Source organism: Paraburkholderia sp. MM6662-R1 (assembly GCF_050436245.1).
GTDB lineage: Bacteria > Pseudomonadota > Gammaproteobacteria > Burkholderiales > Burkholderiaceae > Paraburkholderia > Paraburkholderia tuberum.
Genome location: NZ_JBNDLV010000003.1, coordinates 293,074 through 315,359, shown reverse-complemented (window position 1 = coordinate 315,359; position 22,286 = coordinate 293,074). Strand labels below are relative to the sequence as shown.

General features: G+C 64.0%; 18 protein-coding genes. 10 read left to right on the top strand and 8 right to left on the bottom strand.

Annotation, left to right across the window (positions count from 1 at the left end; all coding sequences use genetic code 11):
• Positions 1 to 143: 143 nt before the first annotated feature.
• On the top strand, positions 144 to 1,262 hold the full coding sequence (locus tag OKW39_RS23985; protein WP_429563876.1) for a patatin-like phospholipase family protein: 1,119 nt from the start codon (positions 144 to 146) through the stop codon (positions 1,260 to 1,262).
• Positions 1,263 to 1,404: 142 nt separating this feature from the next.
• Here OKW39_RS23985 and OKW39_RS23980 read toward each other — a convergent pair whose 3' ends face one another.
• From OKW39_RS23980 to hppD, 3 genes are all read right to left on the bottom strand, one after another.
• The gene (locus tag OKW39_RS23980) at positions 1,405 to 2,610 is read right to left on the bottom strand and encodes an amino acid aminotransferase (RefSeq protein ID WP_090811518.1); all 1,206 of its coding nucleotides are present in this window, start codon (positions 2,608 to 2,610) and stop codon (positions 1,405 to 1,407) included.
• Between the two features lie 44 nt (positions 2,611 to 2,654).
• Complete coding sequence (locus OKW39_RS23975; protein WP_429563875.1) at positions 2,655 to 4,037, bottom strand: amino acid permease; 1,383 nt, start codon at positions 4,035 to 4,037, stop codon at positions 2,655 to 2,657.
• 93 nt (positions 4,038 to 4,130) lie between these two features.
• Positions 4,131 to 5,204 carry a 4-hydroxyphenylpyruvate dioxygenase gene (hppD, locus tag OKW39_RS23970; RefSeq protein ID WP_184011854.1) on the bottom strand — a complete coding sequence of 358 codons (1,074 nt, stop codon included), beginning with the start codon at positions 5,202 to 5,204 and terminating at the stop codon, positions 4,131 to 4,133.
• Between the two features lie 270 nt (positions 5,205 to 5,474).
• Between hppD and OKW39_RS23965 the strand changes: the two genes are divergently transcribed.
• Positions 5,475 to 5,948 (top strand): Lrp/AsnC family transcriptional regulator, encoded by a 474-nt coding sequence (locus OKW39_RS23965; RefSeq protein ID WP_090811524.1) that lies wholly within the window; start codon positions 5,475 to 5,477, stop codon positions 5,946 to 5,948.
• Positions 5,949 to 6,076: 128 nt separating this feature from the next.
• Here the strand turns inward: OKW39_RS23965 and OKW39_RS23960 are convergent, their stop codons facing one another.
• From OKW39_RS23960 to OKW39_RS23940, 5 genes are all read right to left on the bottom strand, one after another.
• Positions 6,077 to 6,283, bottom strand: coding sequence for a hypothetical protein (locus tag OKW39_RS23960; protein ID WP_090811949.1), 207 nt, complete (start codon positions 6,281 to 6,283; stop codon positions 6,077 to 6,079).
• A gap of 136 nt (positions 6,284 to 6,419) precedes the next feature.
• Entirely contained in the window at positions 6,420 to 7,172 is a 753-nt protein-coding gene (locus OKW39_RS23955; protein ID WP_429360542.1) for a dTMP kinase, read from the bottom strand.
• A 9-nt stretch (positions 7,173 to 7,181) separates the two neighbouring features.
• Complete coding sequence (locus tag OKW39_RS23950) at positions 7,182 to 8,609, bottom strand: tryptophanase (RefSeq protein ID WP_429563874.1); 1,428 nt, start codon at positions 8,607 to 8,609, stop codon at positions 7,182 to 7,184.
• A 68-nt stretch (positions 8,610 to 8,677) separates the two neighbouring features.
• Complete coding sequence (locus OKW39_RS23945) at positions 8,678 to 10,210, bottom strand: B12-binding domain-containing radical SAM protein (protein WP_429563873.1); 1,533 nt, start codon at positions 10,208 to 10,210, stop codon at positions 8,678 to 8,680.
• 49 nt (positions 10,211 to 10,259) lie between these two features.
• Positions 10,260 to 11,369, bottom strand: a complete 1,110-nt coding sequence (locus OKW39_RS23940) for a hypothetical protein (protein ID WP_429563872.1) — start codon at positions 11,367 to 11,369, stop codon at positions 10,260 to 10,262.
• Between the two features lie 592 nt (positions 11,370 to 11,961).
• Between OKW39_RS23940 and OKW39_RS23935 the strand changes: the two genes are divergently transcribed.
• The 8 genes from OKW39_RS23935 (at position 11,962) to OKW39_RS23900 (ending at position 22,285) form a co-directional block, all read left to right on the top strand.
• Entirely contained in the window at positions 11,962 to 12,732 is a 771-nt protein-coding gene (locus tag OKW39_RS23935; RefSeq protein ID WP_429360536.1) for a Coq4 family protein, read from the top strand.
• 17 nt (positions 12,733 to 12,749) lie between these two features.
• Positions 12,750 to 13,079 carry a phosphopantetheine-binding protein gene (locus OKW39_RS23930; RefSeq protein WP_429360535.1) on the top strand — a complete coding sequence of 110 codons (330 nt, stop codon included), beginning with the start codon at positions 12,750 to 12,752 and terminating at the stop codon, positions 13,077 to 13,079.
• 107 nt (positions 13,080 to 13,186) lie between these two features.
• Entirely contained in the window at positions 13,187 to 13,993 is an 807-nt protein-coding gene (locus OKW39_RS23925) for a hypothetical protein (protein WP_429360533.1), read from the top strand.
• Positions 13,994 to 14,019: 26 nt separating this feature from the next.
• The gene (locus OKW39_RS23920; protein ID WP_187615755.1) at positions 14,020 to 15,102 is read left to right on the top strand and encodes an SDR family oxidoreductase; all 1,083 of its coding nucleotides are present in this window, start codon (positions 14,020 to 14,022) and stop codon (positions 15,100 to 15,102) included.
• 18 nt (positions 15,103 to 15,120) lie between these two features.
• Positions 15,121 to 16,782 carry a nucleotidyltransferase domain-containing protein gene (locus OKW39_RS23915; RefSeq protein WP_429563871.1) on the top strand — a complete coding sequence of 554 codons (1,662 nt, stop codon included), beginning with the start codon at positions 15,121 to 15,123 and terminating at the stop codon, positions 16,780 to 16,782.
• 15 nt (positions 16,783 to 16,797) lie between these two features.
• Positions 16,798 to 19,542 carry a phosphoenolpyruvate synthase gene (locus OKW39_RS23910; protein WP_429563870.1) on the top strand — a complete coding sequence of 915 codons (2,745 nt, stop codon included), beginning with the start codon at positions 16,798 to 16,800 and terminating at the stop codon, positions 19,540 to 19,542.
• 51 nt (positions 19,543 to 19,593) lie between these two features.
• Positions 19,594 to 20,583 (top strand): fatty acid desaturase, encoded by a 990-nt coding sequence (locus tag OKW39_RS23905; protein WP_429563869.1) that lies wholly within the window; start codon positions 19,594 to 19,596, stop codon positions 20,581 to 20,583.
• Between the two features lie 31 nt (positions 20,584 to 20,614).
• Positions 20,615 to 22,285: a fatty acyl-AMP ligase gene (locus OKW39_RS23900; RefSeq protein WP_429563868.1), complete on the top strand. Its 1,671-nt coding sequence runs from the start codon at positions 20,615 to 20,617 to the stop codon at positions 22,283 to 22,285.
• The last annotated feature ends 1 nt before the right edge of the window (position 22,286 follow it).

Below are 22,286 nucleotides of genomic sequence, written 5' to 3'. Positions count from 1 at the left end.
AATAGTATCGCAGCATCCAGGGCGATCCGCCATGGCATGCGGGACAGGACGAACCATTAAAGGCTCGACGTTTCCGACGCAAGTATCCTCGCGTGCGCGTAAGATTGCCGGGAACGCGATGAAGACGCGAAGGAGCCATGGCGATGGAGCAACCCCGGAACCCGACGCGACAGAACGGCCCCAAGGTCGCGTTTGCCCTGCAAGGCGGCGGTTCGCACGGCGCCTTCACGTGGGGTGTGCTCGACCGTCTGCTGGAGGCTTCGTCGCAGGCAACCCCGCTCGATATCGCGGCGATCAGCGGCGCAAGCGCGGGCGGAATCAATGCGACGCTGTGCGCGGCGGGTCTCGCAACCAGCGGCGCACCGAAAGCACGCGAGATGCTGCGCGCCTTCTGGGAAGCGGTATCGCGCGCCGGTGCGCTGGCGGGCAACGCGCTCCTCGGCTTTTCCGAACCCGGCCCATTCGGCGGCTGGAATATCGACTGGAATCCCGCCGCCATCATGCTGGAGGCCGTGGGACTCGTCGCTTCGCCTTATGGCAATCCGTTTTACCGCGATCCGCTCGGGCCGGTGATTCGTTCCGCCCTCCCCGAACAGGATCTCACCGCGCTCAATACCACGCGCGATGGCCCGCAACTGTTCATTTGCGCAACCGACGTACGAACCAACCAACGCGCAATCTTCACCCGCCCCGAGATTTCCATTGACGTATTGCGCGCTTCCGCATGCCTGCCGAGCGAGTTTCGCACCATCAGCGTGGGCGGCATACCGTACTGGGATGGCGGCTATCTGGGCAACCCGCCTTTGGCGCCGTTGATCGCCCATGCCCAAGACCTGATTCTCGTTCTCGCGAATCCGTTCGTGCGCCACGACATGCCGCCTAAAGACGCGCGCGGCATTCTCGACCGGCTCAATGAAATCGGTTTCAACGCGTCCGTCGTACTGGAGATCAACGCGATCGAAGCGGTCAACCGTGTGCTCGACTCGGTCGGCGAGGAAGCGGCGCGCAAAAGCCGCTTCAAGCCCGTCAGGTTTCACCTGATTCGCGACGACGATTTTCTCGCGAAGTTCGGTTTTGTTTCCAAGAGCAGCACGTCCTGGTCATTGCTCAAAACGCTCTTCGAGCGTGGCCGCGAAGTGGCGAACGTATGGCTCGAGAACGACTACGCGAAACTCGGGCAAGCGTCTTCGCTCGACGTCAAGGGTTCGTTGCTCGATCCGACGCTCAAGCACAGCGGCAACGCGAGCGCGCGACAAAACTGAAAAGGACGATTTCCATGCCGCGCACCGCATCGAGAGCGCTAGCGACGGCTTCGACGTCGGTCTGGAACCGATCCGCCATCGCGCGCACCTTAGCCGGACTGATCGCGTGTCCAGCCGCGGCTCCAGGCTTGCGGCAGTAGTCTCAATCGCCTGCCCGCAAGATGACCCTCGCGATGGCCTCCGCAGCCGTCGCAACGTTGTTGTCATTGAGCGCGGCGACGCACATGCGCCCGGACCGGATCAAGTAGACGCCGTGTCGTTCGCGCAGCGTGTCGACCTGGTCTGCCGACAACCCGGTGTACGTGAACATACCGCGCTGCTCGACGTAGCGCGCGAGCATCGTGTCCGGCACCTTGCCGCGCAGGCGTTCATGGATCTCCGCACGCATACGCATGATGCGCCGGCACATCGATGCAAGCTCTTGTTGCCATGATTGCCGCATTGCCGGTGTTGTCAGCACGCGCGCTACGATCTTTGCGCCGTGCGTCGGCGGATTGCTGTAGTTCGCGCGCACAGCGCTCGTCAATTGACCCAATACGCGCCCGGCAACATCCGGCGACTCGCAAATCACCGACAGTCCGCCGCAGCGCTCGCCATACAGCGAGAAGTTCTTCGAGAACGAATTGGCCACCAACGCCGGCACGTTCTGGCGCACGAGTTCACGAATCGCAAATGCGTCCGCGTCGATGCCCGCGCCGAAGCCCTGATACGCCATGTCGATGAATGGCAGCAGGGTCCGCTTCCTGATGACCTCGATCAGTTGCACCCATTGCGCGTCGTTCAGATCGACGCCCGTCGGGTTGTGACAGCACGCGTGCAACAGGACGACGCTGCGCGCCGGCAGCGCGTCGATGGCCGATAGCATCTCTTCGAACTTGAGCCCGCCGCTCGATTCGTCGTAGTACGGGTACGTGTCGACTTCGAATCCCGCGCGCTCGAAGATGAAACGGTGGTTTTCCCACGTCGGATCGCTGACCCATACCCGTGAGCCCGCAAAATAGCGCTTGATGAAATCCGCACCGACCTTGAGCGCGCCCGAGCCGCCCAAGGTCTGCACAGTCGCGATGCGCCCCTCGGTACGTGCGGGCGAGTCGTCGCCGAACACCAACGATTGCACGGCATCGCGGTAGTGGGCGAAGCCCGCCATCGGCAGGTACGGCTTTGGACCGAGCTCGGCGAGCAGTTGTCCTTCAGCCTCGCGTACGGCTTGCATCACCGGTAAGCGGCCTTGATCGTCGTAATAGATGCCGATGCTCAGATTGACCTTGTGGTCGCGCGAATCCTTCGCGAAGTTCTCGTTCAATGTGAGGATCGGGTCGCCCGCATAGGCATCGATGTGTTCAAACATGCTGATTCCCTGGATTAGGCCAAATGGTTGCAGAAACGCGGTGCCTAGCGCATCGGCACACCAACTGGTACGGAGGCGTCCGCGCGTCGATTGCGCAAGCGATAGCCGACGCCCAGCGCAACGAGCCAAACGGGGATCAGGTAGACCGACATGCGCAGATCCGGTATCAGCCACATCACCACCAGAATGCCGCCAAGGAACACCAGACACAGATAGTTGGTAAGCGGATAGCCCAGGCTGCGGAATACGGTCGTCTCACCGGCTCGCGCTTTCGCAGCGCGGAATCGCAAATGAATGATGCTGATCATTGCCCAGTTGATGATGAGCGCCGAGACGACGAGCCCCATCAGCAATTGAAATGCCTTGCCGGGCATCAGGTAGTTGATCACCACGCAGGTGGCCGTCGCCACGGCGGAAACACCCAGCGCGACGAGCGGAATCCCGCGGGCGTTCACCTTCAGCAGAGCGCGCGGCGCATTGCCCTGGCCTGCGAGGCCGTAAAGCATGCGGCTGTTGCAGTAGACGCCGCTGTTGTACACCGACAGCGCGGCGGTGAGCACCACCGCATTGAGCACGTTGGCGACGAAGTTGCTATTCATCGCGTGAAAGATCAGCACGAACGGACTACCGCCCGTAACGACTTTTTCCCACGGATACAGCGACAGCAGCACGCCGAGTGCGCCGACGTAGAAAATCAGGATCCGGTAGATCACCTGGTTGGTCGCGCGCGGGATGGTGTGCGAAGGATCTTCCGCCTCGGCGGCCGTAATGCCGACGAGTTCCAGTCCACCGAACGAGAACATGATGACAGCCATCGCCATCACGAGGCCCGACACGCCGTTCGGAAAGAAGCCGCCGTGGCGCCAGAGATTGGCCACGCCCGCGTCAGGGCCTGCGTGGCCCGAAATCAACAGGTAGCCGCCGAAGCCGATCATGCCGACGATCGCCGCGACCTTGACGATCGAGAACCAGAACTCGAGCTCGCCGTACGACTTCACGCTGGTGAGGTTGATCGCGTTGATGACGCAAAAGCAGACGAGCGCGGAGACCCACGCGGGCAGACCGGGCCACCAGTACTGCATGTAGATGCCAACGGCCGACAGTTCTGCCATTGACACGAGAACGTACAGCACCCAGTAGTTCCAGCCGGACACGAAGCCGGAGAATTGGCCGCAGTATTTGCCTGCGAAGTAGCTGAAGGATCCCGCCACCGGCTCGTCGACGACCATTTCGCCGAGCTGCCGCATGATGAAGAAGGCGACGATGCCCGCGATCGCGTACCCGAGCAACACGGACGGCCCTGCCGTCTTGATGGTCTGCGCGATGCCGAGAAAGAGGCCGGTGCCGATTGCGCCTCCTAGCGCGATCAACTGAATGTGACGATTCTTCAGGCCGCGCTGTAGCGTGCCCTGTTGCTGGTGTGCCACGATGTTGTCTCCTGTGTCCTGCGGTTGGTTCTGGACGCCACGCCTCGCTTTTCGCCTGCTCTGGTCGAGAGCTATCAACGGGGTTGTACGCGCTCAAACCTTCAGCGTGCCCCGCTCGATCTGATCGCGTTCGAGCGACTCGAACAGCGCCTTGAAATTGCCTTCGCCGAAACCTTCATCACCCTTGCGCTGGATGAATTCGAAAAAGACAGGGCCAAGCAGCGGCTTGGAAAAAATCTGCAGCAGCAGGCGCGGCGACCCGTCTGCCGTCGTTCCGTCGAGGAGGATGCCGCGCGATTGCAATTCGCCCACCGGTTGACCGTGGCCCGGCAAGCGCGTCTCGAGCGCATCGTAGTAGTAGCTGTTGGGCCCCGTCATCAGCGGCACGCCTGCCATCTGCAGATTGTCGATAACCGTTATCAGATCGTCCGTCAGGAACGCGATGTGTTGAATGCCCTCGCCATTGAAGGCCATCAGGAATTCCTCGATCTGCCCGCTCCCCTTGCCAGATTCCTCGTTCAATGGAATGCGGATCTTGCCGTCCGGCGCCGTCATCGCCTTCGACGTGAGACCCGTGTATTCGCCCTCGATGTCGAAGTAGCGTAGCTCACGGAAGTTGAACAGAGTCTCGTAGAAGTTGGCCCAATACGTCATGCGGCCGCGATAGACGTTGTGCGTGAGGTGGTCGACGAGGCGCAAGCCATGACCGGCCGGCCGCCGCTCGACACCTTCGATGAACTCGAAATCGATGTCGTAGATCGACTTGCCGTCCTCGAAGCGGTCGATCAGATAAAGCGGTGCGCCGCCAATGCCTTTGATTGCCGGCAATCTCAGCTCCATTGGACCGGTTGCGATTTCGATCGGCTGAGCCCCTAGCGACAGCGCGCGGGCGTAGGCCTTGTGCGAATCCTTCACGCGAAATGCCATGCCGCACGCACTCGGGCCATGCTCGGCGGCAAAGTAAGCGGCCGCACTGTTGCGCTCGCGATTGACGATGAAGTTGATTTCGCCCTGGCGGTAAAGCAGCACGTCCTTCGAACGGTGGCGAGCCACCAGTGTGAAGCCCATCTGCTCGAACAGCGGTTCAAGGACATTGGGTACGGGCGAGGCAAATTCAACGAATTCGAAGCCCATCAGTTGCATTGGATTGTCAAACAGGTCGGCCATGATCTCTCAGGTTCAGCAGAGGGTGAATGATTTGTGGCGAGCAACCGGCACCGAGTGGTGCCGGGTGTCGGAAAAATGAAAGCAAATTTCTCCAATCGCCAGGCAGGCAGCGTCCTCGGACCACTCTCTCAACGCATCTGCCGGCGTCGTTGCAGCGCCATCTGGATTCAGTGTAAATTTTTATCGACGCAATTGGATTTCCTTGCAGACGCAGACAAACCCTGATTTGTGCATTAATATTTCATTTCACTGGAGAACGAGGAAATAAAAGTGCAGGCAATCGACATCGACCGTATCGACGTGCGTCTACTGGAGATTCTTCAGTCCCAGGGGCGCATCTCCAATCTCGAACTTGCGGAGGCGATCAAACTGTCGCCCGCGCAAACGCTGAGGCGGCATCGCCGGCTCGAGGAAATGGGTGTGATCAAACGCTACGAGACGCGGCTCGACGCGCAGCTGCTGGGCTTTGGCGTAGTGGCCTTCATCCAGGTGACGATGGAGCGAGGCCATGTACGCGACCTGTCGAAGTTCAAGCGAATGATCTCGGAACTCACCCAGGTTCAGGAATGCTTCGTCGTAACGGGTGATATCGATTACATGCTCAAGGTCGTGGCGCAAGACCTGAAAGCGCTGTCGGAGTTTCTGCTGGATACGCTGATGCGCATTCCGGGCGTGAGCGGAGTCAAGTCCAGCGTTTGCCTCGATGAAATCAAATGTACGGGCGCTGTCCCGTTGGCGGCCTAGCCCGCTGAGCGCGAGCGTCGCCCGTCACATTCCGGTGCCCACTATTCCCCGCATGCGTGCGTGCGCTTCAACGGTCATTTTGCTCCTGAAGGTCACAGCTCCCAGGCGATGCAGAGCGAGGCACTAGTTCACCCTCCCGAGATCACCCTCCCGACCGACCGCAATATCGAGCGTCCTTGCGCGGTCAGACGCCCTCGCGCGTATCCAGACGCGAGCTTTTCCACAAATACAAGTTGGCGCTCGCACAACGCGTCGAGATCGCCGGGATCGAAATTTTCTGGACGGGGGTTTGTCTCGAGAAGCATGAGCGTTGCGATCTCATGTGGGCTAAGCATCGTCGTCTCCCTGGCTCTGATGTTCCATGCATCATGGTCCTTCCTCGAAGGATAGATGCTCGTCAAAACGTGTCGACGCGCATTTTGTCGCATACCTCGATGCCCGAATCCGGCTTCCCGGGCGCAGGTCGAAGCCTCAGCATGCCGCCACGCTTCGTGTAGGACATTCCGCCCCGAGAGAGCCCAACCGCCCCGCAACACGGTCGATAGCCACGAGATGACTGAGTGCCTGACAGAACGTCTCGTCGAGACTGCGCTCCGCATCCAGCGCGACGACGCCGTTGACCTCGAACACGGCGCGATAGGCCGCCACCTGACGCGTCAGAAAGCTCATCGGCGGCGGCTGGTCGTTCTCGTCGTTCCTTGCCCGCACGCGACGGTGTGAAGTCGCGCCGGAAACGTTCAGACCAAAGGCGACATCGGGACGCAGCAAGTGACCGGCGATGCTGCGGAGCACAGGCGCAGTCTCAGCGGGATCGGAACGCGTGCCGATTTCAGCCTGAGAGGTGAACACGTAGCGGTCGCAGAAAACGACGTCGCCGCGTTCCAGTGCCGGTATGACCGTGTCGGTCAGATGCTGGACGAGGTCTCCCATGATGGACAGCAGAATGCCCAGCATGTCGACGCGCCGTCGGTTTACGTCGAGTCCGGAACCGGCGCTCGATGTATGCCAGTGGCTGTCCACCATATCCCGGAACAGCGCATCTTTGCGGATCCTACGGGTCGGCGTAAACGTCGTCACGCAGTTGAGCCCCGCACGCGTGCACGCGCTTTCGAGCCTTTCCATCAGTGACGACTTCCCTGCCCCATCCACACCGCACAACGTGACCAGAACCCCCGGATAAGCATGCGGTTTGAGCTCAAGCGTTTCGAAGACACCATTCGACATGAAATCACCTCAGACCATAACTTCCCGAGACTCCGCAAGCATGTCGTCACGGGCCTCGATCGGCGCGAGGACCGCGGTGAAGTGCTTGAGCATCGACGGTGCCGAGACGATGCGCATTCCCCGGATCGCATCGCGTCGTTGGTAGACCCGGATCAACGCGGCGGCAGCCGCCGCGAGGTGGCTATCGGTGTAGACGCGGCGAGGAATGGCCAGCCTCAGCAGTTCCAGCCGCGGGGCGCTGACGGTGCCCGTCGACGGATCTTCTTTCAGGAACGCCAACGAGCCCAGACCGACGGCGCGCACGCCGCCCTCCAGATAAAGCTGGGCAGCCAGCGCCTCGGCCGGGAATTGCGAGCGCGGCAGGTGCGGCAGGAAGGCGGCCGCATCGACGTACACCGCGTGTCCACCGGTCGGTCTCAGTATCGGAACGCCGCCGGCAAGCAGTGTGTCCCCTAGCCGTTCGACCTGACCTACTCGGTGTTGCAGGTATCGGTCGTCGACCATCTCGCGCAGACCGATCGCGAGTGCCTCGAGATCGCGGCCCGCCATCCCTCCGTAGGTGACGAAACCTTCGTACAGCACGAGCAGCGGCACGACCTGCTCATAGAGCGTGCGCGACCGTGTCGCGAGCAAGCCGCCGATGTTGACCAGCGCGTCCTTCTTGCAGCTGAACGTGCAGCCCTCGGCATAGGAAAACTGCTCCTTCAGAATTTCCGCCACGGACCGGTTCGCATAGCCGCTCTCGCGCTGCTGGATGAAGTAAGCATTCTCCGCGCAGCGCGCCGCATCGAAGTAGACCGGAATCGCAAACTCATCGGCCAACGCCCTCACCGCGCGCAGGTTCGCCATCGAGACCGGCTGGCCGCCGCCCGCGTTGTTCGTCAGCGAGACCATGATCAGCGGAATATTGTCGCGCCCTTCGCTTTCGATCACGTTGCGCAGCTTCTGCACATCCACGTCGCCCTTGAACGGGTGCTCGACAGCGGGCTGGTAGCCGATTTCGGCGACGCACGGTATCGCGGTCCCGCCGGCAATCGATACGTGTGCCTCGGTCGAATCGAACGGCGCGTTGAATGGCACCACCTGGCCTGGGCGCACGAGGGTCCGAAACAGGAAGTGCTCGGCCGGCCGGCCCTGATGGGTCGGCAATACGTAGTCGAAGCCGAGCATGTCCCGCACGGCCTGCGTCAACTTCATGAAACTGCGGGAACCGGCATATGATTCGTCGCCGGTCATGATGCCGGCCCACTGGTTCGCGCTCATCGCGGAGGTGCCGCTGTCCGTCATCAGATCGATGTAGACGTCGTCTGCTTCGAGGCGAAAGACGTTGTACCCGGCGGCGACAAGCCGCGCCTGCCGTTGCTCGCGGTCGATCAGCCTGATCGGCTCGACCATCTTGATCCTGTACGGCTCTGGCTGGCTGTTTTCTAAAAGCATGCACTCCTCCTGGGTTGAAAGTACGCAAGCCACTGGATGACTGGCCGCTTCGGGCATCGCACACCGCATCAGGCACTTTGCTCGATCGGCACAACCTCGATCGGTGCCCAATCCGCATCGCCACCGGCCGCGGGCGTGCGGTGACATCCGCGAGCGTCGTGGGCCGCTTCGAAGCGTTTCTCGATCCGGTTCAGGATCGACCAATACGCGCCCCGTTCGCCTTGCGCGATCGCTTCGACCAGCGCGTCGTTTGCGTTGTAGTTGAACAGACTCGCGTTGGTCCCGAAGAACCGCCGATCATTGCCGATCAGATCGGCAATGAATTGCTGCGGGTCCGGGCCCAATGCGGTCGGCAGATAGAACACCGGATGCAGCAGATCGTCGTTGCCTTCGATATGGCCGTGAAGATTCGGATTTCCGACGTGCAGGCCTTCGCGGCGAATCATCTGCTCGAGTTCGGTGCCGGGGAAAATCCTCAGCCCGACCGTCACCGAAACGCGCTCCGGATCGACCCGCTTGATGAATTCGATCGTCTCGCGCGCGGTTTCCTGCGTCTCGCCGGGGGCGCCGAACAGCAGCTCGATGATGTGCTCGAGGCCGTGGCGCTTCGCCGTATTGACCGCATGCTCGATGTCGTCGGCGCAAAAGGTGCGGCGCAGTATCTTCAGCATCGTTTCGCTGGCGGTGTCGACGCCGAAGTTCATGCCGACGCAACCGGCTGCTTTCATCGCGGCCGCGAGTTCATCGGGAAACGGCCGCGGCATACCGTACGCATACCACTGGATTTTGCCGGCGAGCCCGTGCCGGATGATGGCCGCGCACAGCGCAAGAGGATGCGCGACGCTCAGATTGAATTCCGAGTCGTTGATGTGAAAGACGTTGACCCCGCGTTCTTCGAGCGATGCCATCTCGGCGACGACATCATCGGGTTCGCGCATGCGCACCGTGCGGCCTTTGATCAGCGGCTCGACGCAATAGATGCAGGAGCGATTGCAACCGCGCTTCGTTTCGATGCCGATCTGGCCGCCTTTGGCGAAGTAGTGGGGGTTGTCGACCAGCTCGCGTTTGTGAGGCCCGATGCTGGCCAGCGGTCCGCATGCGTTCGGGGCGAGCGGCGTAGCGCGCACCCCGGCCGTATCGCGGTAAACCACGCCGGGTATGTGCGTGAAACTCCTGCCTTCTTCGAGGCAGGTCAGCAGCTCGGGAAAGCTGAATTCACCTTCCCTGACGATGCCGAAGTCGGCGTCGAGGTAAGCAAGCAGTTTTTCCGGCATCACCGAGTAGCCCGCGCCGCCCATCACGACCGGAACCGCGCGCGCGCGCCGAAGCAACGCGACGATGTCCCTGATTCTGTCGAGAAAGCTGTAGCCGCTGGAAAAATAGACGTCGTCGGTATTTCGCAGCGTCACCCCCCAGTAATCCGGCGCGGCGGTGCGGCAGTGCGCGGCAATGGCCGCCTCGCAATCGTCGGAGAAGCACAGGTCGAGCAAATCGAGCGCGAACCCGGCTCGCTCCATCGGCGCCGACAGGTAGTCGAATGCAATCGGCGCAATCGCCGGTTTGATCTGGTTCGTGTTGACGAAGGTGACGCGCTTGGCCATGTTCGATCGGTCTCGGTGGAAAGGTTCGCGAGGGCTCGCAGGAATGCGCCTAGACGGCGACGTCGATGGACAGCTTCTGGCCCGCGCGGGCCACCGTCATCTCGCTCATGAAATCGCTGAACCGATGCATCATCACCGCCGCGAGGTGCTTTGCCTTGTCCTCGCAGTCGGAGAATGCATAGAAGCCCGGACCCGCGCTGCTCATCCCCGCGTACACCGCGCCCTCGCGTTGCATCGTCTCCTCGAACTCGCGCATCACGTCGGTCCGGAAAATGCCTTCGAGCACCTTCATGTTGCTCATGCTGTTGAGTTCCCAGCCGTGCTTCAGAAACGCGAACAGGTCGTTGCGATGCAGTGCCGGCCGCAATTTCTGTTCGATGAAGTTGCGCCACGCGATGCCGTAGCGCTTCTGCCACTCGACAAAATGCGTCGGCACGAAGCCCGCCTCGGTGGTGCCGGACATGTCCGCGCCTTCGCCATGGGCGCGCAGCGCTTCGGTCGATAGCGTGTCGTAGTTGCCAACGGCGGTGGTCACCCACAGGTTTTCCGAACTCAGGTTGCCAAGAAAACGGCCGTTGCCGTGCTTCTCGTCGACCCAGACCAGACCGCCGAAGAACAGGCACGCTTCGCCGACGCCGGTCTCCAGTCCGAAATACACGTGCTCGTCATCCTTCGCGGTCTCGACGTAGTTGCGGGTGATCATTTCCCACATGTCGTGCGGCGAAAACGGAGAGCCGAACAACGCGTTCAAGCCGGCGAGCGTCGCGGTGTTGAACGAGACATTCGAGCCGAAGCCGCTGTGCTGGTGCTGGATGCTGCGCACCCGATCGACGCGGATGTCGTCACGTGCGTAGCCGACGGCTCGCTTGAACAACTCGAGCATGTGCCGCCCGCTCGGCACGTCGCAGCCGCCCTCGCCGTTGGTCGTCTTCGTGACGGTGATCCGGTGTCCGACTGTGCTCGTCGATACGCCGAGTCCGCCGCCGCCGAAGCCGGGCGCCATTTGCATAAAGTCGAATACCGCGAAGTGAAGGCGCCCTGGCACCGAGACCTCGGCACGATCGTAGCTCGGTACCGCGTCGCGCTCCCAGTGCGGCAGCACAGTCAGATTCGCACCCGGCAGGAACTGCCCCGCTTTCGCCTTCCATGCCTGATTCATTGCTCTACCTCCATCCTCGTGAGTATTCCCAAGCGATACGTTTCGCGACCATCAATACGCACCACTCACTGTTCGCGCTCCTGGCGCACGGTTCGTGCCAGGCACGCTCTTGCAGCGCGACGTGAGTCCTCGTCAGAAGCAATGACGCAAGCGGGCAGCCAGATTTCAAAGGGCAGCGCGATACATGCGCACGTTTAGATGTTTGGACGTCGGCATGCGTACCGGGCCGGTATCGAATGTCCCGCAGTCGATCTGCAACCAACAGATGCGCTTCGCCTGTTGGCCCGGCACCGACATCCAGCAGGCTGCGACGGGCTCGCCCCGAACGTGCGTCGGCAAATCGCAGACTCCGCTTCAATCGGCGCGAAACCCGCGCGGCCTTTTGAGATCTGGGCACTTCGGTCCGTTCTTGCAGGGAATGAGGAGGACCTTCGTGCTGCCGACGCACGACTGGCATGAACCCTGCAAAAAGCATCCACAGTTGGTGGCCGACCTGCCTTGATTCCTCTTTGCCGTATCCGAACCCGAATCGCGAGACACCGGTCGGTTGCCACTCGTGACTCGCCCTCTTGATCTTTGCCGGGAGCCGCAGATGACAGCAACCTTGAAGGACGACGCGCTGGCGCGACGCCACATCGATTGGCCGCGCGCCTTGCGGGCGATCAAAGCATTGAGGGCGAACGTAGACGATATTCAGCATGCCTACGAAGTGATGATCGCGCTCGACGGCGGCCAGATGGAGGCGATGTACCAGCGTTTTCTCGGCGAGCCCGGCGCCGGCGCGCTGCTTGCCGAGCAGCCGTCACTGCTCGGCAAGCTCGCGGATTCCGACACGCTGCTGCGCTTGCCGCCGGGCTCGTTCGGCCGCGCTTACATGGCGATGATGAAGCACAGCGGCTACAGCGCCGATGGTCTGCTGCAGGCGAGCCGGCTGGCCGCGGGCCTCGAAGAAATTCTCCCCGGCCCGGACCGTCAGTGGTTCATCGAGCGCACCGGCTGCATTCATGACCTGCTGCACGTATTGACGGGCTATGGCCAGGACTGGGCCGGCGAGACCTCGCTTCTCGCGTTCGACTGCGGGCTCGAACCGATGCGCGCGCGCATCGTCGGTCTGCTCGGCACCGCGTTGACTGCGCCGTGGTGGCCGAACTTCTGGGTCCATCGTTTTCTGCGCCGCGCGTGGCTGCGTGGCAAGCGCGCGCTCATTCCCCTTTCCTACCGCTGGGAAGAAGCGTTGCAGCGGCCACTCGAAGCCGTCCGCCTGGAACTGGCGATCGAGCCTGTCGCGCTCGCGCATCCACAGGGCATCCTGGCCGGCGGCCAGACACTGCCGTGGCGCTACGCCGCGTCGAGCAACGCGTGAACGGAAAGGGATCCAGCATGGCCAGCACACCGAAAAATGCGTCGACGCGCAACACCGTATTCGGCGTCGTACGCACGCAGTTACTGCGCGTCTGCCGCGAGCATCAGCGCGACTTCAACACTGAGATTCGCCTCGACAGTTCGCTGATCGCAGATCTTGGCCTCGACTCGCTGTCGCTCGTCGAAGCGGTGGTCGCACTAGAGCAGGTGTTTGGCATCGAGCGTCTGCCGCTGGAAGCGTTGAACGAAGAACGCGCCGAAGCGTATTTCACGGTCGGATCGCTAGTGGACCTATGCATCCGGCACGCCGCCGTCCGTGTAGACGCCAATGAGGGGTTGCGCACATGAGCCCGCGCCTTTCGCTGGTCACCCCGCACGCGAGACGTGGCCGGCTCGCCACTGCGGCAGCCGCGTTCGGCCACACGCTCGGTCGCATGCCGCTGGCGACAGAGGCGGTGCCGATCGCCGGCGCGTTCGTCTGCTCGCTGCTGCTATACGGACGGATAGCCGGCGTCGCCATTGAACCGGGCTGGCGCTTGCTGGCCGGTCTTGCGTCGTTTTTTTTGCTGTTCGTCCAGCTTCGCCTGATCGACGACCTCGACGACCTCGAACGCGACTATCCCGCCGGGCACGCGCTGTTGGCGCGACGCGAGGCGCGACGCACACGCCTCGTCGCCAGCCTCGCGGCAAGCGCGATCCTGCTCGTTGCGCTGAACACCGGCATGGGGCACGCGAGGACGGCCGCCGCTGCCGCCACCGCACTGGCCTTCGCTGCGCCGTTCGTCTTCAAGCGGCTGCTCCCGACCCACCCGCTGCTGTGCCTACCCTTTTTCGAGGGTGCGCCCTTCGCCATCTTCATGTACGGCTTTTTCTTGTGGCGCGACGTTGCTGGGCGCGAACTGAGCTTCTACGTCGTGGTGTGCGTAGCGGGTTCGATGTGGACCGGCTATGAGTTCTGGAAGTTCTCGCGCAAGGTCGGCACCACCGCACTGCAGCCCTATCTCCTGTCGGCGCGCGCCATTCGGGTCGCGCTGAATGCCCTGCTGATTCTGGCGCTCGGCATCAACGTATCGCTCTCGCGCCTGGCAAGCCTGTCGCAAACGTATTCGATCTATGCCGCAACGCTGCCGCTCGTGTGGCTCGTCTGGCTCAACGCGAGCTGGCCGGGCCCCGCGAGCAGACCGGGCCGGCCACGCTGGGCTGGCACCCGCTTCATCGTCGCCGTCGAGCTCGGACTGCTGGCCGGGCTTCTCCTCAAATGACACGCAACCCTGGATGGTCACCCACGATGGATAAGCACGTTCTCGTCACCGGTGCGCGAGGTCTGTTGGGCGCCGAAGTGATCGCCCGGCTGACGGCGATGGGGTACCCGGTCGTCGCATTCTTGCGCTCCGATGGACCGGTTGTCCGCAACGACGGCACACCGCTCGCGGCAACACCGTACGGCGGCCACACGCCCGCTGCCGGAACCTTCGCATGTGTGCGGGGCGACGTCGCCGAGCCCAGGCTTGGGCTCGATCCGCACACCTACGAGGCACTGCGCGCGGCAACGGGCGCGATCGTCCATTGTGCCGCGCTAACCAGCTTCGGGCGCAAGCCCGAGGTCTACGACGCGATCAACTTTCGCGGCACCGAGCGCATCGTCGAGTTCGCGCAAGGTAGCGGCGACGCGCCGATTCCGCTGCTCTACGTGAGCACCGCCTACGTCTGCGGCGAGCGCCCCGGCGTGTTCAGCGAGGACGATCTCGAGCTCGGTCAGCGTCTGGGCAACCCGTATGAGCAGAGCAAGTACCGCGCGGAACAGTCGGTGCGAGCGGCGATGCGCAGCGGTCTGCCGGCGGCGGTGCTGCGCCCGTCGATCATCGTCGGCGACTCGGCGAGCGGCGTGATCCGCAAGTTCGACACGCTGTACACCGTCGTGCGCCTGACGGCCGCGGGACTCGTGCGCACGATGCCGGGCGACTACGGCGCGACGCTGAACATCGTGCCGATCGATTGGGTCGCGGACTGCGTCGTCGAAGCGCTGGCGAAGTTTCCGCTCGTGCGCGGACGCACGCTGCATCTGACCTCGGGCACGCCGACGACGCTGCGCGAAATCAATGACGTCTGCGCGGAGTTTCCCTCGTTTCACGTGCCTCGCTATGTGCCGCGGCATGTCTTCGACGCCGCCGCGATGAAACCGCTCGAGCGGCGTTACTACGACGAGGTCGTGAAACTGTACGAGTCGTACCTGACTCGCCAGGTGCGCTTTGCACGCGACGCGACCGCCGCGATTCTGCCGGCCCTGCCTCGCGCGACGGGCAAAACGCTGCTGCGCAGGATCTTTCGTTACGGGATCGCGGCGGGCTACTTCGTGCCGCGCACGGCTTGACGCTCAGGAAGCCTAACCATGTTGATGACTGATCCGATGCTCGCCGAGCTCTGGCAAAAAGCGCGGGCCGCGCTCGGCGCCCAGTTCGAACAGCGGGTACCGAGCGCCGTGTTTCTCGAAGGCTCGATCGCCGAAGGCTTCGGCAACGAGCGCTCCGACGTCGACTTCGTCGCGATCGTCGATAGCGGGCTAGAGCCAGCCACGATGCCGTACATCCTGTTCATCGACGGCCGCCGCGTCGAGGTCAGGTTGCTGAGTCCGGCGCGGCTGCGCCGCGAACTCGCGCAGGTTCGCGCAGCGCTCGGCAAAGGCCGGCGCGCGGTCGCGCGTCTGTCGTGGAATCTGCTCGAACGGTGCCAGCGCTTTATCGGCGCGCTGCCGATCGACAACCCGGCGTTGATCGAGACGCTGCAAGCGGCGCTTGGCCGCGAGGCGCTCTGCGAGGCGGTGGCGCTGTGGTTCGAGGATTTCGCGCGCGAGACCGGCCGTTATGCGGTGGCGATGTTCGCGCTCGGCGAGCCCGACTACGCACGCGCCTGGATCAGGACCGCCGCGTTTCATGCGGCGAAGAGTCACGTGGCGCGCCTCGGCGAGTGCTACATGAGCCCGAAATGGCTGTCGCTGCAACTCGAACGCGCGGCCGTCGACGCCGGCCGCGTCGGCCGTCTGTGGAGCCTGCTGCACGCGCCGCGCGAGCATGGCGCCGAAAGCGGGTTCCTCGCGGCGGGGGTCGCGCTGATCCGCGAGTTCGGCGTCAACGGTGTGAGCCTCATGGCCGACAACGTGCTGATTGGCCCCGGCAAGGACACGACGACCTGGCAGATCGGCGAACGGGTCCACGTGCTGCGAGGTAGCGACGTCTTTGCGCTCGACGACGAAGCGGCCGAGGCCTGGCGAGCGATCACCTTCGACACGCCATGCACGGCCATCGCCAGCCGTGGCGACGCGCAAGCGGCGAGCCGGCAGCGCGCGCTGATCGCGGACTTCAGCCGGCTGGGTCTCGTCAGCCTGCGCTGGAAGGGCAGCGGAGAAATCCACGCACGTCAGCAGGCGACGTCGACGCCGGTGTCGCGCGCGCCGTTGATTTCGATCGACGGCGCGCGCCTCGCGGGCGGCCGCGCGAGCGGTGCCCAGTTGCTGCCGATGCCCGCCGGGCGCTTCGCCGAAGCGGGTCTCGAGATCATCTGGGCCAACATCGGTCTCGAGAACGCGCGAGAGGATGCCCAGGGCGCACTCCAGCGCGGCCAATGGAAGGTGCTCGAGTACGCGCTGCAACGGATGATGCAGACCGCCTGCATGGTCACGCTCGGCGCGCATGGCGTGACGCCGCAGTCGACGATGGAAGAAGCGACGCTCGACGCGATCCGGCTGCTGCCGCTCGATGCGGCGCTGATCGACGGCATCCGCGAACTCGAACAGTGCTCGATCGGATCGGCTCGCGATGCACAGCGTTACGTCGCGCTCGCCGATGAACTCGCGCAGCGTCTGCGCGACCTCGGCGGCGACCCGCGGTTTCCGGCGAGCTTCGATACGGCGTCGGGCTGGCGCGGAACCATCCACGCCGCCTACGACTGGATCAACCTCGGCGCGCATCTGCACGCGCGCTTCCCGCAGACCGCTCACGGCGGGCGCGGTACAGCCGAGGAAGCAAGAGACCTGCTCGCTTCGTCGAGCACCTGAGCAACGGGGACCTCAATGACTTTCGACACCATTACGCGCGCACGCGGCGAATTCGAATCGGCCGAAAGCTGCGCCGCCCCGACAGCATCGCCACGCCTGATCCTGAGCGCGGCGAGTCCGGCCGAAACGATCGAGCGGCTCGCCGGCAACAAGGGACGATCGCTCCATCGGCTTGCGAACCTCGGCGTGGCGGTGCCGCACTGGGCGATTCTCGGCACCGACTGCTTCGCGGAGTTCCGCCGCGACGGCGGCCTCGATCAGACCATCGCCGCGCTATTGCGCGACTTCACGCCTGCGAACGCCGCCGCGATCGCGAGCGCGATCCGCGAGGCCGTGCTGACGTGCGACATCAGCGCCGCGTTGCGCACCGACATCGAACGCGCGCACGACATCATTGGAGACGGACCCCTCGCGGTGCGCTCGTCCGGCATCGAAGAAGACAGCGCCAGCTTCTCGTTCGCAGGCCAGTTCGACACGTTCCTCGACGTCCGCGGGCTCGACTCGACGCTCGAACACGTACGCCGGTGCTGGGCTTCCGCGTATTCCGAGCGCTCGCTGCGCTACCGGCATCAGCACGGACTCGATATCGCCGGCGCCGGTATGGCCGTGATCCTGCAGCGCCTCGTTCAGGCGGACACGAGCGGCGTCGTGTTCACGCTCAACCCGGCCAACGGCAACCGCGACGAGCTCGTGCTGAGCGCCGTCTACGGGCTCGGCGAGGGACTCGTGTCGGGCGCGGTCGACGCCGACACGATCACCGTGGATCGCCACACCGGACAGCCCAGGCAGGTGGTGATCGGTGAAAAACACGAGCGTCATGACGGCCGCCACATCCGCGAGGTGCCGGCCGCGCTGCGCGACGCAGCGGCCCTCTCTAACGACGAGATCGAGCGCGTCGTGGCGGCGGCCCGCACGCTCGAAAGCGAGCTCGGCGAGCCGCTCGATATCGAATGGTGTATCGCGGAGCACCAGCTGTGGATTCTGCAGGCGCGCCCCGTGACCACGCCGATCGCACCGGCCCCATCGCGGACCGGCGAATTTCAGCTGTGGGACAACTCCAACATCGTCGAGAACTATCCCGGCGTGACGACGCAACTGACCTTCACCTTCGCGCAGCACGTCTATGCGCAGGTGTTCCGCGAGTTCTGCCGGTTGCTCGCGATTCCGCACAAGCAGCGGCGCGAGATGGATGGCTTCCTCGGCTCGACGCTCGCGTTCCTGAACGGGCGCGTGTACTACAACCTGCTGCACTGGTACAAGCTTTCCGGGCTCGCGCCGTTCCAAAACCTCGGGCGCAAGATGATGGAAGTCCAGATGGGCGTCGACGAGCCGCTCGATCTGGCGAGCTTCGCCGCGCTGATCGCGCCGTACAAGACCGGCTCGCGCGCCGGACTCGCCTGCATCCGGGCCTTGAGCGGCACGAAGTTCGCGTGGCACTTCGCGCGTCTCGCGCGCAACGTCGAGCGCTTCCGCGCGTTTTTCTATCCGGTCTACGACGAGTTCAACGCGCTCGACTATCGCTCGCTTCCCGCCGACGCCGTCTATGCGCACTACTGCCGCTTCGAGCAGGCGCTGCTAGCACGCTGGGGCATGATGATCGTGCTCGAGTCGGCGATCGGGCTCAGTTACGGCGTCGTCCGGCGGCTGATCAAGCGGTGGATGCCCGGTGCGCCCGACTGGCTCGAAGTGGCGGTGATCGGCGGCATGGACGACCTCGAGTCGATCGAGCCGGTCCGCAGGCTGAGCGCGATTGCGCAAGCCGTGCGGGCGAAGCCTCAGGTCGAAGCGCTGATCCGCAACACGCCGTCTGCCGTTGCGTATGCGGCGCTGCGCGGATGCGGCGCGCCCGAGATCGTCGCCGACATCGAGCGCTACCTCGCCGACTTCGCGTACCGCAGCAACAACGAACTGAAGCTCGAAGAGCCCGATCTGCGCGAAGACCCGGGCGTGCTGTTCGATATGTTGAAGGCCGCGCTCGCGCATGGTGCCGCGTCGATCGATCGCAGTGCCACCGAAGCGCACATCGACGCGTTGTTGCGTGAGCAGCTCAATCCGCTGCAGCGCTGGATTTTTGCACGCGCGCGCGGCCGCGTGCGCGCCGCGATCCGGGCGCGCGAGACCGTGCGCTTTTGCCGTTCGCGCGCGTTCGGGGTCGCGCGCCGGATGTTCCGAGCAATCGGCGAGGGTCTCGCCGCCGACGGCGTGCTGGCGACGGGCCGCGACATCTTCCATCTGCGCCTCGAGGAAATTCGCGGGTGCTTCGAAGGCACCGTCTCCCACCGCGAACTGCGCCCGCTCATCGAGCAGCGCAAGCGCGACGATGCCAGCTATCGCGACATGGCTGACCTGCCGCCACGCTTCGTCACGCATGGCCCGGTGGCGGCCTGGCTCAGCAACCCGGCGAACCTCGCCGCGTTGCGCGTGGCGCCTGCCCACGCGGCCGGCGCGACGCTGCGCGGCACGCCCTGCTCGCCGGGCTTCGCCGAGGGACGGGCGAAGGTCGTGCGCGAAGCGAACGAGTTCGACGGCGGCATCCTCGTCACCTATCGGACCGACCCCGGCTGGGTGCCCGTATTCGCGTCGGCGACCGGGCTGCTGATCGAGCGTGGCAGTCCGTTGACCCACGCCGCGATCGTCGCCCGCGAAATCGGCATCCCGACCGTCGTCCAGATTCCGGGCCTTACCACGCGCGTGCAGTCGGGCATGCAGCTCAAGGTCGATGGCCATAGCGGCGTGATCGAACTGCCCGAGCCGACCTGACATGAATTGACCGCCCGTTGACCACCGAAACCGCCCCTGAAGGAAACCATCATGTACCGCCTGCTCAACGATCGTCGCGACCTGCCGCATCTGCGGCTCTACCTCCAGTGCGCGCTGATATTCATTCCCGCCGCAACCGTGCTGTTTGGGCTCGGCCGCTTTCCGTGGTGGCTGGGCGTTGCATACGTGCTCGTCTGGAACGCGTTCGGCGACCGTTTCACGATGAGCTACCACTGCACGCTGCATCGGCGGCTCTTCAGGAAGCAGTACCGGGCGCTCGAGATCCTGCTCGACTGGGTGCTGTGTCCGTTCTTCGGTCAGACGCCGGGCACGTTCTATGTCCATCACATGGGCATGCATCACATCGACGACAACCTGCCACGCGACCTGAGCTCCACGATGCGGTTTCAGCGCGATAGCGTCATCGGCTTCCTGCACTACTACCTGCGCTTCGCCGCGCTGGTGCCGCTCGATCTGTCCGTCTATCTGTGGCGCTCGCGCAATACGAAGCTGATCAGGCAACTGCTCGTGGGTGAGGTCGCGTTCTACGCGGCGGTTGCCGCCGCCGCGTACTTGAACCTGCGGGCGACGCTCGTCGTGTTCGTGTTTCCGTTCGTGTTCGTGCGGCTGATGATGATGATCGGCAACTGGGTCCAGCACGCGTTCATCGACCCCGTTCAGCCTGACAACCCGTACACGAGCAGCACCAATACGATCGACTCGCGTTTCAATGCGCGCGTCTTCAACGCCGGTTATCACATCTACCACCACGTCCGCAAAGGCACGCACTTCAGCGAACTCACGAAGGAATTCGCGGCGAACCTCGAGAAGTACGGTCGCGAGGACGCGGTCGTGTTCGATCGCATCGACATCGCGCAGATCTGGCTGCTGCTCGTCACGCGCCAGCACCGCAAGCTCGCCACGCATTTCGTGCGCTTGCCGGGCGCGCCGGTGCGCAGCGACGACGAGGTGATCGCGCTGCTGCGTCGCCGTCTGCAGCCGATCCGCGACTGGTCGCCCGCTGCTTCGCTCGATCACTGAATCTCGATTACCTGACCGGGGACCCCTCACCATGGACCAGACGCTAGTCGATGCCGTTGCAGCACTGCCGCGCGGCGACGCTCGAGGCCTTCGCTTCGTCTCCACGCACGGCGACGAGCACTACTATCCTTACGAGGCGCTCGAACGCGAGGCGCGCAACCACGCGAAAAAGCTCGTGGCACTGGGGCTGAACAAGGGCGAGCGCGTCGCACTCGTGGTCCTCGACCCGGAAGCGTTCATCCTGAGCTTCCTCGGCGCCTCGTTCGCCGGTCTCGTCCCGGTACCGATCTTTCCGCGCGGAAGCCTGAACTTCAGGACCCGCACACGTTACGCCGAAACCGTCAGTCACATCGTGCGCTCGGCAGGCGCCCGGATGCTGCTCACGTCGAACTCGACAAGAGAGACCATCGAGGACGTGCTCGCCGTCGACACCGGTCTCGAACGTATCGTGACCATTGAAGCGCTGCTCGACGGCGAGCCGCCCGCGTGCGATTTGCCCACGCTGCATCCCGATGACCTGTGCTTCCTGCAATACACGTCGGGCAGCACGTCGCTGCCGAAAGGCGTGATGGTCACGCATCGCAATCTGGTCGCGAATGCGACAGCGTTCCTCGGACCCCGCGGCATCGATCTGCGCGAGCAGGACGTCTATGTCAGCTGGCTGCCGCTGCACCACGACATGGGGCTCATCAGCGTGCTCGGCGCGCTGATCTGCGACTTGCCGTGCGTGCTGCTGGCAACCGAAGCGTTCGTGCGCCGGCCCGGCCTCTGGATGGAGGCGATCACGAAATACCGCGGCACCATCAGCTTCGCGCCGAACTTCGCGTACGCGCTCGCCGCTCGCCGAAGCCGCGACCAGGACCTCGAAGGCCTCGATCTGCGGCGGCTGCGCGTCGCCGGCTGCGGTGCCGAGCCGATCAACGCGCAAGCGCTGCGCCAGTTCTGCGCGCGCTTCGAGCCGGCCGGTTTTCGTGCCGAAGCGCTGCTGCCGTGCTACGGGATGGCCGAAGCAACACTCGCGATCACGTTTCACGACCACGGCCAGCCGCTCGTCACCGACGTCGTCTATGCGGCCGCGCTGGGGCTGGGTCGAGCGATACCGGCTGCGCGTGATAACGGCTTACGCACGATCGAACTGGTCGGCTGCGGCCATTGCTTTCCCGGCCACGAGTTGCGGATCGTCGACGAATCCGGGCGCGCTTTGCCCGAACGCTGCGTCGGCGAAATCGTCACGCGCGGGCCCAGCATCACCGTGGGCTATTACGGCCAGGCCGACGCGAGCGCCGACGCGTACCGCGACGGCTGGCTGCAGACCGGCGATCTCGGCTACCTCGCCGGCGATCAGCTCTATATCTGCGGCCGCAGCAAGGACCTGATCGTCATTCACGGCTCGAACCTCTATCCGCAGGACATCGAATGGGCGGTGGCCGAATTGCCGAGCGTGCAAAGCCGCGGTGTCATCGCGTTCAGCGTGATGCGCGACGGCGACGAGACACTGGTCGTCTGTGCCGAGGGCAAGCCGGTGGAGGCCACGGCGCTGCGGCGTGCGATCGCGCAGAAGGTCGCCGAATGCGCGGGCCTGCAGGTCGGTCACGTTGCGATCGTGCAGGCGGGCAGCTTGCCGCGGACCTCTAGCGGCAAGGTACAGCGCCGCCGGACCAAGGCGCAGTTCGAAGCCGGCGAGCTGGAGGAACACTCGTGAG